Source organism: Shewanella sp. 553, from assembly GCF_059338375.1.
On record NZ_CM181701.1, the window covers coordinates 2,357,052 to 2,371,111 of the forward strand.

Below are 14,060 nucleotides of genomic sequence, written 5' to 3' on the forward strand. Positions count from 1 at the left end.
TGACTTAATTAGCCATTAAATATCATAGTCACTCATACACTCTAACCCAAACACTCAGGTTATCCCGACAGTGCAGCTCAAACGGGCACCAATACCTTGTTCTTAACAACCTTGCGTCATTGCCTAGATATTAGCGCCGATTAAATTATTAGCAATAATATGATCCTAACGATAATAGTTAGTGTATATTTTTGATAACGCACAAAAAAGTGGAGCAACCATGAAAATACTCATCACGGGAGGCACGGGCTTTATCGGGCGGCAACTCGTTAAGGCATTAAGCGCCGATAATGACATCACCATATTGACCCGCTCCGCGGGTAAAGCACATCTCGAGCTGGGCCATCAACATCGACTCCTTGGCAACCTCAGTGCGTTATCCTCGCTAGACGGATTCGATGCAGTGATTAACCTTGCGGGCGAGCCAATTGCCGACAAGCGTTGGACCTTAGAGCAAAAACAGAAAATTTGTCACAGCCGTTGGGATATCACCGCACGGCTCAGCCAACTGTTTAACGCCAGTCAACATCCGCCGTCGGTGTTTATTAGTGGTTCGGCGATTGGGATCTACGGTAATCATGATGATCACACCTTAATTGATGAGAGTTTTGAGTTAACTCAGCAGCATGAAGCTAGCCATTCTACTGATTTTGCCCATCGAGTCTGTTCACACTGGGAGGAATTAGCACTGGAAGCCGCTGACTGCACACGGGTTTGTATTGTACGCATTGGTTTAGTGCTAGGCCTTGACGGCGGCGCGCTGAAAAAGATGTTACTGCCCTTTAAAATGGGCGGTGGAGGCATTATCGGCTCAGGCAAGCAAGGGATGAGCTGGATACATCAAGCGGATTTAGTGGAACTCATCCTTTTCTTACTCCGCAATGATAAGTGTAGTGGCATTTTTAACGGCACGGCGCCCAATCCGGTGAGTAATAAAGACTTTACTAAAGCATTAGGCAAAGTGCTGCATCGACCCACTTTTTTACCTATGCCTGCTATGGCGCTGAATATTGCTTTAGGTGAGCTTTCACAATTGCTACTCGAGGGGCAATATGTCTACCCTAATCGTGCATTAGCAGCGGGTTATCAGTTTACATACCCACAACTACCCGAGGCACTAACCGCATTAATACAACATGATTAACGGTATAGATGACAGTGTCTAAGCTACCGCGCTGACACAAGAGGCCAGCGATCCCTGACGGAATCACCGGCCTCTATTTTTATGCTCAAGCTTTGAGTAACTCACCACACGACTTTTGCAGTAATTGACGGCAACGCCAGGTGCCTAACAAAGCCACAATTACGGCGCCAGACAGTGGCGCTAATATCCACCAATCCCAATGCATATACACAACAAGCTCAAACACTTGGGTCTTTAACAGATACAAGGTGAATTCGGCCACAACCACAGCCATCACCCCGGCTATCAGCCCCAATAAGGCAAATTCTAGTGCGGTCGCCATGCGCAATAACCAGCCCGATGCACCAAACGTCCTTAACACGGCAAGTTCGCGTTGGCGCGTTGCCATGCCCGCTTCCGTTTGCGCCACCATCACTAAACTACTGGCGAGCAATACCAGAACCAGCACTAAGGTGAGCGATAACGACACTTGGTCGATGATCTCACGCAACTGCTTAACCATGGCGCCCACATCAATAATCGACACGGTTGGAAAGCGTTTAATCAACTCAAGTACCAGATGCTTTTGACTGTCTTCAAGATAAAAGCTAGCCATGGAGGTATACGCAAAAGGCGCTAACGCCTCTTGGGTGAAAATCATAAAAAAGTTGGGCTGTAAGGTTTCCCAGTGCACCGCACGTATACTGGCAATGTTCACCGTGAACCTTTGATTATCTATTTCAAAAGTTAATGCATCACCTAAATCAACGCCCAAGCGTTCTGCGACGCCAGACTCAATTGATACCTCATCACTGTCTTGGTTAAATGTGCCCGATAACAGATCGTTATTAGGAGGTAAATTATCACGCCAGGTCAGGTTGAGCTCTCTGGATATTCCCACCCGGCCTTGATCGCCCGCATCGGCTTGAGCCGATGAAATCAAGTCTTCGCCATTGATCTGCACCAAACGTCCACGGATCACCGGATAAATATCGGTAGCCTTTATCGCATTTTGACTAAAGTACTCATTAAGGGCTTGCTGCTCATCAGGAGCAATATTGACTAAAAAGTAATTAGGTGACCCCTCTGGCAGCTGCTGTTGCCACTCATTGAGCAGGTCTTGACGCAACGCAATGATAGTCAACAAGAGTACTAACGCACTACTAAAGCCCACCAGTTGTACCGCATTCTGTTTTGCTCGACGGCGCAGACCTGCTAATGCCAATTGCATAGGATTGGTAGTTTTCATGCCTACGCTGTGACCAGCCCTGATAAGCACAAAACCAAAGAGACTCAGCAGTATTCCTAACAACAATACACCAGCAACAACTGTCATGGTCAGCGCAAGGCTTTGCGAATACAAATAACCTAACAAGGCCATGGCACCGACACTCAAAACTAGGTGTAACCACATGCCAAACTGCACGGCTTCAAGCTGCCGCTGCAGCACCCTTAATGGCGGAATCGATAACAAGCGCATCAGCGGATAAGCCGAAAACATAAACGCCGAAATAAGCCCGGTTGCTACGCCCAATAAAAGCGGCCGAGCCAAGGGTGCGTCATAGTCGGCAATCGCTTGAGGTAAATAAGCGGTTAACATTGCATCAAGCGCGAGCCCACCAAGTAGCCCTAAAATAATGCCTAAACTGGTGACAAGTAAGAGATGCACGCCAAATAACACGCGAATTTGCTGGCTCGATGCGCCGAAGGTTTTAAGCATAGCGACGACGTCAAAATGGCGCTGACAATAGCGCTGAGCCGCAATACCAATAGCGGCGCAGGCAAGTGCGATACCCAGTAAACTGGCCAAGAGTAAAAAACGCTCCGCCCGTTTAACCGCACTGGCAATGGGAGAATCCCCCGATTGCACATCGACCCAGCGTTGGCTGTTGTTAAGCAGCGGTTTAACGGCCTCTTCAAATGAGGTTAGCTTATCGGCATCGCCCGCAAACTGATGAATATAACTGACTCGGCTGCCTGGTTGAATCACCCCCGTTTTCCCCACGTCCTCGAGACGCATCAATACCACAGGTGACGAAGCAAAAGGATTAAAACCCGCATCGGGTAGACGCGCTATCTCGGCGCCCAGGTGAAATTCGGCATTACCAATCTCAAGTGAGCTGGGGTAACTTAATATGCCACCCAGACGCGTCTCATACCATAAGGTGTCTGCTTGCGGTAAGGTATTGGTCACGCCATCAATTAACTCGATTTGACCTTTTAACGGGTAATTTGAATCTACCGCACGGACGGTAACCAGCTGAAAATTATCGTTAGCAAACACCATGGAATTAAACTGCATGCTCTGAGCGTGCGCGAGCCCTAGGGTATCTGCTATAGCTAAAATCTCGCTGTCGATGGGCGTTGGCGAATTGATAATACGGTCGGCGGCAATAAATTTAGACGCCTGCCCATTGATGGCAATTTGTAATCGCTCGCTTACCCGTGCTAGCCCTGTGACTGATAATACTGCTAGGGTAATGGCTAAGATGATCAGCAGAAGTTGGCCCTGAAACAGCTCACGCTTAAATAACTTCCATGCAATGCGCATCTCCATTAACTTGCCTCCATCGATGCCAACTTATCTGACTCATGGGAAGCGGTTTGCAGCGTTTCATCTGGCTCAGTTAACACTCCTGCCTGCATAATAAATTGACGCTCACAGCGGTTAGCCAGCTGCAGATCATGGGTGACTAAAACCAAGGTCGTGTCACTATCACGGTTAAGTTCAAATAACATATCAGCGACCTTGTCGCTGTTGGCACCATCGAGATTACCCGTAGGCTCATCGGCAAACAGCACCTTAGGCTCGCAGATAAACGCCCGCGCAATCGCGACACGTTGTTGCTCTCCCCCCGATAACTGGTTAGGAAAATGGGTTAAACGATGACTTAAACCAACGCGCTCGAGCATAGCTTCGGCCTTTTCACGGGCACGCTCAACCCCTGATAACTCTGCCGGCAACATCACATTTTCTAATGCATTGAGGGTATCTACTAGCATAAACGATTGAAAAATAAAGCTAACCTTTTCCTTCCTCAACCTCGCTTTACCTTCTTCATCAAGACCGTGCAATGCGACACCATCGAGATATATCTCGCCAGACGTCGGTGAGTCCAATGCCGCCAGTAACCCAAGCAAGGTCGATTTACCCGATCCCGAGGGGCCGAGGATCGCCACACTCTCGCCTAACTTGACATCCATCTTGATGCCGTTGAGGATAGTAAGCTCTCCCTCTTGGGTAGCCACTGACTTAATGAGATTATTTACCGTGATAGCGCTATTGTCTGACATAAAATCCCTATTCATCCTTCGCTTAAATGTTGTGTTGCGACTGCTCGGCCTCGGCCTAATGCTCAATATGGCCCCTGTCCATGCTAGCCCAATCTTGATACTAGGTGATAGCCTAAGTGCCAGTTATGGTATGGAGCAAGATCAAGGTTGGGTGCATCTGTTGCAACAAAAAATGCCCGATAAAACCATAGTCAATGGCTCTGTCAGCGGAGAAACCTCCGCAGGCGGCCTTCGTCGGTTACCAGGGCTGCTGAAATCAGTTAAGCCCAAACTGGTGCTTATCGAACTCGGTGGTAACGACGGTCTGCGCGGTTTTTCACCCAAGCAGCTAAAGACTAATCTTGCCGAAATGATCAGCCTGAGTAAACAAGCAGGCGCTAAAGTGCTATTAAGTGAGGTCATGGTACCACCTAACTATGGACCGCGTTACGCCAAAATATTTACTCAAGTTTATCAAGACTTAGCCAAGGAGCATCAAGTGACTTTAATGCCCTTTTTTATGACAGATATTGCCATACACCCTCACCTCATGCAGGCCGATGGTATCCATCCTAACCAAGCTGCTCAACCGCAGATTGCCGACTTTGTGCAGCCTTGGCTGTTAGATACGCAGCCCGCGTCGCTTTAGGATCAACCCTATGGCGTGTGTTGACGCTATGGTTAATCGTAGGGAGACTAAACCTCCCTACCTCTAAAGAGATAAATTGCACATCCCCCTCCTGATATTCGCCTCGCCGTAAATAGAGCCGATCCGCTGGATTATAAATACCGCTAACCATCTATTTTAATTATGTAAAAATGCGATGACTGAATAATAGTTACCACTTCTTTGCGGGGCAAATTGCCTACCACACCAAATGTTAATAAAATGTTGGCCAGATCTCATATTGAATATCTACGATGTCAGGGCAAGCTAGGACAGCTATAAGAAAAATAATGAGGAGAAACCATGTTCAACAACCGCCCTAAGTGGTTAATCACCACTCTCATTGCAGGTGCTGTCGCAATGTCACTTGCAGCCTGCTCTCAAGATGATGATACCCCTACAGTCACTGCGCCACCGACTGCCACCATTCCCGATGATACTAGTGCAGGCTTTCCGGATGGTGCAATAATGATTGCTGCAGGTGATAACCTAACAACCCGAATTCAAGAAGCACTGATTAATGCACAAAGTAATGATGTGATTGTACTGCCAAAAGGCACCTTTAATATTGAGTCAACTTTGCTATTTGATGGTGATGTTGATGGCGATGGGGCTTATGCTAAAAACATTACGATTATGGGTTACGGTATGGAGGAAACCGTACTTAACTTTTCAGAATCAATAAGTGGTGACGGTATTTTTGTGCAAAATGCTGTCAACATTATCATCCAAGATCTATCGGTTAACGAAGCCAAAAATAATGGTATTAAACTCAAAAATACCAATGGCATCATACTACGGCGCCTCGCCACTATCTGGGAAGGTGCGCTAGACGAAAATAATGGCGCTTATGGCCTATACCCTGTTGAATGTGAAAATATTCTGATTGAAGATACCTATGTGCGAGGCAGTGCTGACGCTGGTATTTATGTTGGTCAATCTCAATATATCGTTGTGCGACGTAATATTGCCAAAGAAAATGTTGCGGGGATTGAAATCGAAAACTCTAAATACGCCGACGTTTACGATAATGAGGCCATGGGCAATACCGGCGGCATTCTGGTATTTGATTTACCCATTAATAACCATAGATATGGCTCAAGTGTCAGAATATTTAATAACAAAATATACGATAACAACACCCCCAATTTCGCCAACGCCTCAGCTAATCCGGCAGGTGTTCACATTGTTCCCCCAGGGACAGGGATAATCATTTTATCCACGAGTGATGTTGAAATTTTCAACAATCAAATAACGGATCATGACACGCTGGGGGTCACCATATCCAGTTTCTTCATTGCCGAGCCTGATATGGCCACTTTTGTTGGTAATTATGGTCAGCCGGGTCAGTCTATCGAAGATGGTTGGCGCGCGACCCCACGCAATATTTATCTGCATGATAACTTTATCAGCGAGTACGGGAGAAAACCCAACGGTTACTTGATTAATGACATCATCAAAGCTTATTTGTTCACTCATGGTGCCTTTCCAGGAGTACTTTATGATGGCCTTGGTGAACTCTTAGCCAATAATGGCAGCGCCGCTTATTTAGGCCTAAAAGAGATGCCCTTTGCTGACGATGGTAGCGATAATGTCTGCGCGAGTAACAATGGGGATGTCTCTTTCGGCCGTCTGTACGCTAACAGTAATACCGATATCAATATTGTGGATGTCTTATACGAAAGTAAACAAGCGGCATTAATGAACTGTGCTCAAGTGAGCCTTCCGGTCCACACGGTCACTTTTGGTGATCAAATCTTCGGTTGCGGCGTTGACGATAGCGTCGCAGGTTGTGATGGCGGAGTCTTAATCGGCGGCGGGGGCTCCATAGGTGAAGGTGAAGCGGACTTAATCGGCGATGGCGATTTAAGCTTATGTCAGTCGAACGATAGCGGAGTCAATTGGAGCGCGCTGTTAGCCTCTAACTGCCCTAATTTATCTGACTACAACTTATTTGCCGATCCGAGTGATCCAACAACAGGAGCAAACTCTGAGGGCCTGCCATATGATCTTAATACCGAGCTATTTACTGACTATTCCAGTAAGTACCGTTTTGTTTTCGTCCCAGAGGGGTTATTTGCTAGCTATTCTGCCAACGAAAGCATGGATTTCCCCGTGGGAACCGTGATAGCCAAAACCTTTGCCCTACCAGCTGATACCGCTCAACGTGGGGTCGATAATGAGAGCTTAGTTGAGACCCGCTTACTGATTAGACGCGCGTCAGGTTGGTCAGCCTTACCATATGTGTATAACGCCGAGCAAAATGATGCGATTTTAGCTAAAGCGGGTGCCATTCAAGCCAAACAGCTCATTCACAAAGGCGAAAACTTAAGCTTTGACTATGTGGTGCCGAGCATGAATCAATGTAAGCAATGTCATCAATTTAAAGCCGATGATACCAGTCAGGCAGTGTTTGTCCCTATAGGACCCTAAAGCTCGTCACCTCAATAAAGATTATGTTTATAGTGATGGCAATATGAATCAGTTGTTAAAATGGCAGTCAGCGGGCATTTTACAAGGTGTACCTGAGATAAATAGCATAGCTAAGGTACCATCATTTAACGACGGAGATGAGTTGGATTTAACCAGCCTCTCTGATGCCGAATTAATGCATAAAGCTAAGGGCTACCTAGATATTAACTGCGCTCATTGTCACCGCCCAGAAGGCAATGCCTCTAATACCGGACTAAAGCTTGAGTTTTGGCGAGCTTACGACGAAGACAGTGGATATGCACACGGTACCTGTAAATCACCAGTGGCTTATGGAGGCGGCACGCTAAGCTACGATATCGTACCGGGCAGCGCTGAAACCTCAATCCTCCATTTTAGGATGCATAGCACCACACCAGGCGATCGCATGCCAGAGATTGGCCGCAGTCTATCTCATGCCGAAGGTAGTGCTTTGATTGCACAGTGGATTAATCGTTTACCTCGTGCAAGTTGCTCACTGTAACACGCTAAAACCGTAAGGCTGCCTTGTGGCAGCCTTACTTCACTACAGCAATACACTCGGTCAATTCAGTTCTAATGATAACTAAAGCTGACGCTTAAAATACCCTGGAGGGTAACCCAACCAATGCTTAAAGCTTTGTCGAAAATGACTGACTTCTCCAAATCCCATCAATTCAGCTATTTCCTGCGTACTGCAATCTCCCTGCACGATTAACGCAATTGCGGTTTGGCAACGTACTTGGTCAATCAATTTCTGATAACTGGTGCCCGCCAATGCTAACCGTCGCCTAAGGGTTCGTGCCGAAACATTGTGTATTGTGGCCATTTGTTGCAGTTTTGGGGTATCCGGAAAGCCACGCTTTAACTCACATAATATTGACTCGATAAAAGAAGGTGTCGCCACGTAATTACGTTCAAAAGAGATAGCATGAAAATCAAAGCATATGGGCAGCGCGAGTTGCTGTCGATTAATAGACCATTCATAAAACGGGCTGTTATATCGCACATTGGCCTGAGTATAGTGTGGTAAAAAATCGCAGCTCGAATGAGTAACTTGTTTATCGACTAAACACAGTTGGTCCAGCACTATCGGCTGTAAAGTCAGTTGCCGTGCGATGGCGAGCATCGAACAAACACTATTTAAAAACTGTAATCTAAAGTGTCCTCTAGCAATTTTTGCGGTATTTAACCAGCGTAATGACAATACTTGCTTACCATTACCCAGTAAGGTATCAGAGACACTGCCCACCAACTGCGGAGACGAAATCACAAAATTTAAACAATCACCTAAGGTCGCACACCTCGATAAATGATGCAAGATATAGCCCAGATCCTGTAAGCGACAACTTGCCCCTAATTTCGCCCCTAACTCGAGATTGGCATCTAACTGACTTAAATAAGCCATGGCGTAATCCACCTGCCATACCGACACAAATTGCATTTGTGACACTTCACTTAAACCAATACCAATCTCTTGGCATAACCGCATCTGGTGCCTTTCACCATAATATTGTGCGACAAACATCAGTAAATTACGAAGTTCATATGCGGGGTAAGGTTGATCGCCAACCATGAGTGTTGCTTCAAAGCGTCGGGGAAAGTTCATAGAGTTAGCGTACTTTTATTCATTACCGGCTCTTTATCAACTGAGCACTAAATTAGTGTTTATTATTTATATAAGAATAAACCAGCAATGAACACCAGTATTAACCAAAACTTAACAATTAAACATTAACGCTATTGCGATCAAGACAGAGAACCAATAAAAAACCCGCCTTAAGCGGGTCTTAAAATATGCCGAGAAGTGATCAACTCATTGGTTGATTTTTTTCAGCCATACGATTAAAAATGGCATTTACACAGAGCGATGCACCATGGGCAATTTTATCTGCCAACTTTTTCTTCAATCGATAGCGCACTTTAATTACGGTTTTATCTTTAGCCAGATTCATAATCACATCATCGCTAGTAGATAGCGCATCGATTAATCCTAATGCTATGGCTTGCTGACCATACCAATGCTCACCCGTCGCCACTTTATCAAGATCAAGTTTAGGGCGGTATTTCGCGATAAACCCTTTAAATAATACATGGGTTTCTTCTAGTTCTTGCTGAAACTTTTCACGTCCCTCATCGGTGTTTTCCCCAAAAAGAGTCAAGGTTCGTTTAAAGTCACCCGCTGTATGTTGCTCATAATCGATATCGTGCTTTTTCAGTAAGCGATTAAAATTAGGAATTTGAGCAACCACACCAATAGAGCCTACGATAGCAAACGGTGCAGCGTAAATCTTATCGGCAACGCACGCCATCATGTAACCACCACTGGCAGCGACTTTATCCACACAGATAGTGAGCGGGATATTTGCACTGCGCAATCGATCAAGCTGACTGGATGCCAAACCGTAACCGTGGACCATACCACCGCCGCTTTCCACATTCACTACCACCTCATCGCCAGCTTCGGCAATGGTTAAAATAGCGCTGATCTCTTCACGCAGTGATGCCACTTCACTGGCGTCAAGACTGCCTTTAAAGTCAATGACAAATACCCTAGGCTCTACCTGTGTATCAGCATGGTTTTTTTCCGCCTTTTCTTTTGCTTTATCTTGCGCCTTACATTGCTTTTCGTAAGCCTTAAACTGCTTCTTTGACAGCAGCTCTTCTTTTAAATCGTGCTTTAATGACTGTAACTCTTCAGACAAATTAGTCAGTTTTAATTCGCCTTTATCTGCTTTCTGTTTAATCGCAGACGCCAATATCACCACCACTACCGCGATAATGGCGATAACGATAGTGACTGCCTTGGCAAGGAATAATCCATACTCGTACAAAAAATCCAAAATAAACTCCGTTTGAGGCTCTATTACTACCCTAAAAATGTGGCCGTTATTCTATCAGTACTACTTTGAATAACAAATGCAGTGATAAAAAAAACCCAGCATATGCTGGGCTTTTTATCTAATTATTCAAATCGCTACTGAGCGGCAACTGGGCACGGTTGAATCACCGACGCATCTTGAATTAAGATAGACGCCTGCTGCTTACCGGCCGTTAAGGCGAAAGTGGCAACTTGCTGCTGCATCTCTGCCGTTGCAGCGCCCGCTTTACCATCTGTGACACCAGGGATCTCACTTGGGCTGATGATAGAGCTATGATGACCCTTACTAAAGCGCACCGCACCCGAGCCAGCAGTGGTCGTATCGACACACTCAAGACCGAGATTTGCGATTAACGGCTCTGTACCTGAAACAGGGAAGTTCTCAACGCTATTGGGTAATACTTGATCCGGTAAGTTGCTACCATCACCTGCAATTTCAATTAAGTGAACCGGCAAACCTGTCGCCTTTAACGCTGCGGCGTGGTTAATTGGATCCATGCCATCCACCGCTGTTTGTACAGCAAACGCAAACGTCGGCAGGAACTGTGCGTATACCGCCTGAACAAGCGCTGCGTATTCAGGCGAACCTGGTTCATAGTTGGTGCTCTTATTGGCTTCATCCACTAAAGCTTGGAACGTTTCAGTGGCAGTAACATTGTTAAACAGTACTGGACCAAAAGTCGCTGAACCGATAAAGGTACCAGCAACACCACCCGCTGGCGCAACGAGCGATACCGCATTGAGCTTATGTACATAGCTTAAATCGGCACCATTTTCTGGGTGCGTTAAACCTGTGCTGGCATAGGTGGCAAAGTCAGTACCGACTATCGCCCCAAGACTCAAGCCTTGCGCGCTAATTTTAGTAATGTCGAACATCTGTGGCATCTGCGCAGCGGCTAGGCCGCCAGCTAATCCGGTCAATGCCGCACGAAGACCTAAATGATCGACAGTCGCTTGTCTGAAATTATCTCTGACCGACAAGGTACTGCCGATGTTGATAAAGACTAGTGGACTTCCATTTGTAAATGCATCTGGCGTCCCGACAACGGCACCATATGACGGGTCTGTCGCCGATACTTCATAGGTACCATCGCCATCAGCATCAAATGAACGCGCACCGTGCAGCGGCATATCGATAGCAATAGTCGCAACGCCCATGGCGGCATAGCTTCCGGCATAGGCAAGTGACATCTCTTTACCCCCGCCTAAGCCATGCATGGCAATTGTTGTCGGCCAACCAGCAGTAGGAGCAGTAAAGGGTAAACCTTGTGCGGTATAAAAAGCGGCTAATCTCTCTGCATTTGGCATAGAGATCAATACAGGGACTGTCTCACGACCTGTTGGCGCTGGGATCGGATTAAATTTAGTCAAATGCTTGGCTTTATCGGCGGCAGTGCCATCATCGAGCAGCCACGTTTTACCTGCCAGCAACGCTGGGTTAGCCAATCCTTGACTCGGATCGATACCGTGTGCCACCGCTTGTGCGCCAAAGTTTTGCTGACTCATAGTGCCAGATTGAAGCGCTAGCAGTACCGAGACTGGGCTATCGCCTAATGCTTTCCAATAGCCATTCCTGCCTGCGCTCCATTCATCATCGATACTGCCAGCACACCTTACAGAGTTACACTGCCCATAAGTTGGCAACGTCAGCTGTGCGACATAAACATCGGCAAGGCTCGATACGACATAAGCTGGACCATCGGCTTCCGTCAAACCAGCAGCCTCTGCCACGGTCAGGCCTAACGGATGTGGCATGGGGATTGTCATCGAAGGAGCAAATGGAGAGCCTTCTTGTAACATCAATAACTTAGTGGTCTCATAGACATCACTGATCGCTTGAGTGGTAAACAAAGCAGAATAACTGATGCTTGAAGAGTCAACACCGTGGGCAGCGGCAATGCCTTTTTCATAACTATTAACTAAACCTTGTAGCATTAACTGCTCAGGTGTCTCTAACGGCTTGGTTTCAATATCAAGCTTTAACAAGCCGTAAGTCGAAGATGGCGCAAGCGCACGGCCCTCTGAATCGTGTACCAGATTGGTGGTAGCATAAATATAAGATTGATTGGCTTTAAGTGGTTTAAGCGGAATAACGGCAATGGTGCTACCCGATGTGGTTGTGACAAAATCAATACCAAATTGCAGCTCATCGCCCACTTTACAGGCCGATACCGAAGCTGCCGCTTGGCATTCGGGATCGGTTGAAAGTGGCCCGCCGACCGTCGCTTCAAACAATCGCACCGCGCCAGGCTGAGCAACAGAGGCGGCATCTAATGTCAGCGCTTCGCCTTCACTGTTAGTCGCCAGAGCAACATTAATCGAAATTGGCGAGGTGGTAGACCAACCATCCAATGCCCCTAGCGCTATTGTGGGATCAGTGTAATCACCTTTCGCCTCACTTGGCGCATCGGGATCTGAACTTTTAGGAATAGTGATGGTACCATCGAGCGTACCACTAAAGAGCAGATCGTTAGGTAACGGCACTGCGCCATTAGCCGGATCAAATACTATTGTTGATTGAGGAGTCAACGGTTCGGTCTTATCCGCTAATTGCTCAACACTATCCTCGCTACAACCTGTCATTCCTAACGCGGATGCTATTGCAACACCCAAAAAGAGTCTTTTCATCTTTTTTCCCCAAATCTTGTTGTAATAATTTTGTTTTCCCCAAAAATTGGTCACAATAGTCTTCCTTGCGTGACCCGTAGGACTTTTTCAGCCCCTATCTCAGCTCAAGTTAACGTAAAATTATTGAGTTAGCTACATTTTTGTCACAACAAGGGGTACTAGAAAAGGTCGTAACTTAATCGTTTGTTTTAAACAACTGTTTTTGACTGTAATAAATCATAGAAATGGCGGGTAATTCCGCTAATAGGAAAAATTAACTCATGTTGGAATATCAGGCAGCAAAAGATTTACTTAAAGATAAAACCATATTGGTTACTGGTGCAGGTGATGGCATTGGACGCGCCGCTGCACTGGCATACGCTGAGCATGGCGCCACGGTGATCTTATTAGGCAAAACGGTCAAAAAGCTTGAAGCCGTATATGATCAAATTGAACAAGCCGGTTACCCAACACCTGCTATTGTGCCATTAGATTTAAAAGGCGCTACTGAGCAAAACTATATCGATATGGCCGAAACCATAGAACAGCAATTTGGCCACCTAGATGGTTTACTGCACAATGCCAGCTTATTAGGGGTGTTAGGGCCATTTGAGCATATCTCACTCGATTCGGTAAGAGATGTATTGCAAGTCAACGTGGTTGCCGAGATCATGATGACCAAGGCATTATTACCCGTGATGAAGAAAGCGCCATCGGCATCGCTCATTTTTACCTCAAGCAGTGTTGGCCGTCAGGGCCGCGCATTTTGGGGCGAATATGCTATTTCAAAATTCGCCACCGAAGGCATGATGCAATCCATTGCCCATGAATACCAAGGGACTTCCCTGCGCGCCAATAGCATCAACCCTGGGGCGACTCGCACAGGTATGCGGGCCAACGCCTACCCAGCAGAAAACCCACAAACCTTGAAAACCCCAGAAGAGCTCATGCCAACCTACTTATACCTAATGGGTGATGACTCTAGTGACATTACAGGCCAGCAATTTAACGCCCAATAGCCTGATTGAATTATAAAAAAGGGAAGCTTGCGCTTCCCTTTT

Annotated in this window: 8 protein-coding genes and 1 pseudogene; 4 read left to right on the plus strand and 5 right to left on the minus strand. The window is 46.5% G+C overall.

What is annotated here, in order from left to right; all coding sequences use genetic code 11:
* The first annotated feature begins 220 nt into the window (after nucleotides 1-220).
* The gene (locus AC5YBZ_RS10610; protein WP_494521483.1) at nucleotides 221-1,144 is read left to right on the plus strand and encodes a TIGR01777 family oxidoreductase; all 924 of its coding nucleotides are present in this window, start codon (nucleotides 221-223) and stop codon (nucleotides 1,142-1,144) included.
* Between the two features lie 85 nt (nucleotides 1,145-1,229).
* On the opposite strand, the gene AC5YBZ_RS10615 is transcribed toward AC5YBZ_RS10610, so the two are convergent.
* Nucleotides 1,230-3,680 (minus strand): ABC transporter permease, encoded by a 2,451-nt coding sequence (locus AC5YBZ_RS10615; protein WP_494542886.1) that lies wholly within the window; start codon nucleotides 3,678-3,680, stop codon nucleotides 1,230-1,232.
* Nucleotides 3,680-4,417: an ABC transporter ATP-binding protein gene (locus AC5YBZ_RS10620; protein ID WP_494521481.1), complete on the minus strand. Its 738-nt coding sequence runs from the start codon at nucleotides 4,415-4,417 to the stop codon at nucleotides 3,680-3,682. Before AC5YBZ_RS10620 ends, AC5YBZ_RS10615 begins: the two co-directional genes overlap by 1 nt.
* Before the next feature lie 58 nt (nucleotides 4,418-4,475).
* Here AC5YBZ_RS10620 and AC5YBZ_RS10625 point away from each other — a divergent pair, with 58 nt between their 5' ends.
* Entirely contained in the window at nucleotides 4,476-5,045 is a 570-nt protein-coding gene (locus tag AC5YBZ_RS10625) for an arylesterase (protein WP_494523651.1), read from the plus strand.
* 321 nt (nucleotides 5,046-5,366) lie between these two features.
* Nucleotides 5,367-8,016: pseudogene (locus AC5YBZ_RS10630) on the plus strand (parallel beta-helix domain-containing protein).
* An 81-nt stretch (nucleotides 8,017-8,097) separates the two neighbouring features.
* Here the strand turns inward: AC5YBZ_RS10630 and AC5YBZ_RS10635 are convergent.
* The 3 genes from AC5YBZ_RS10635 to AC5YBZ_RS10645 all read right to left on the minus strand — a co-directional run bounded on the left by AC5YBZ_RS10635 (nucleotide 8,098) and on the right by AC5YBZ_RS10645 (nucleotide 13,020).
* Nucleotides 8,098-9,120 (minus strand): AraC family transcriptional regulator, encoded by a 1,023-nt coding sequence (locus AC5YBZ_RS10635; RefSeq protein WP_494523652.1) that lies wholly within the window; start codon nucleotides 9,118-9,120, stop codon nucleotides 8,098-8,100.
* Between the two features lie 202 nt (nucleotides 9,121-9,322).
* Nucleotides 9,323-10,354: a protease SohB gene (gene sohB, locus AC5YBZ_RS10640; RefSeq protein ID WP_494523653.1), complete on the minus strand. Its 1,032-nt coding sequence runs from the start codon at nucleotides 10,352-10,354 to the stop codon at nucleotides 9,323-9,325.
* A 134-nt stretch (nucleotides 10,355-10,488) separates the two neighbouring features.
* The gene (locus AC5YBZ_RS10645; protein WP_494542887.1) at nucleotides 10,489-13,020 is read right to left on the minus strand and encodes a VolA/Pla-1 family phospholipase; all 2,532 of its coding nucleotides are present in this window, start codon (nucleotides 13,018-13,020) and stop codon (nucleotides 10,489-10,491) included.
* Nucleotides 13,021-13,280: 260 nt separating this feature from the next.
* Between AC5YBZ_RS10645 and AC5YBZ_RS10650 the strand changes: the two genes are divergently transcribed.
* Complete coding sequence (locus AC5YBZ_RS10650; RefSeq protein ID WP_494521475.1) at nucleotides 13,281-14,018, plus strand: YciK family oxidoreductase; 738 nt, start codon at nucleotides 13,281-13,283, stop codon at nucleotides 14,016-14,018.
* The last annotated feature ends 42 nt before the right edge of the window (nucleotides 14,019-14,060 follow it).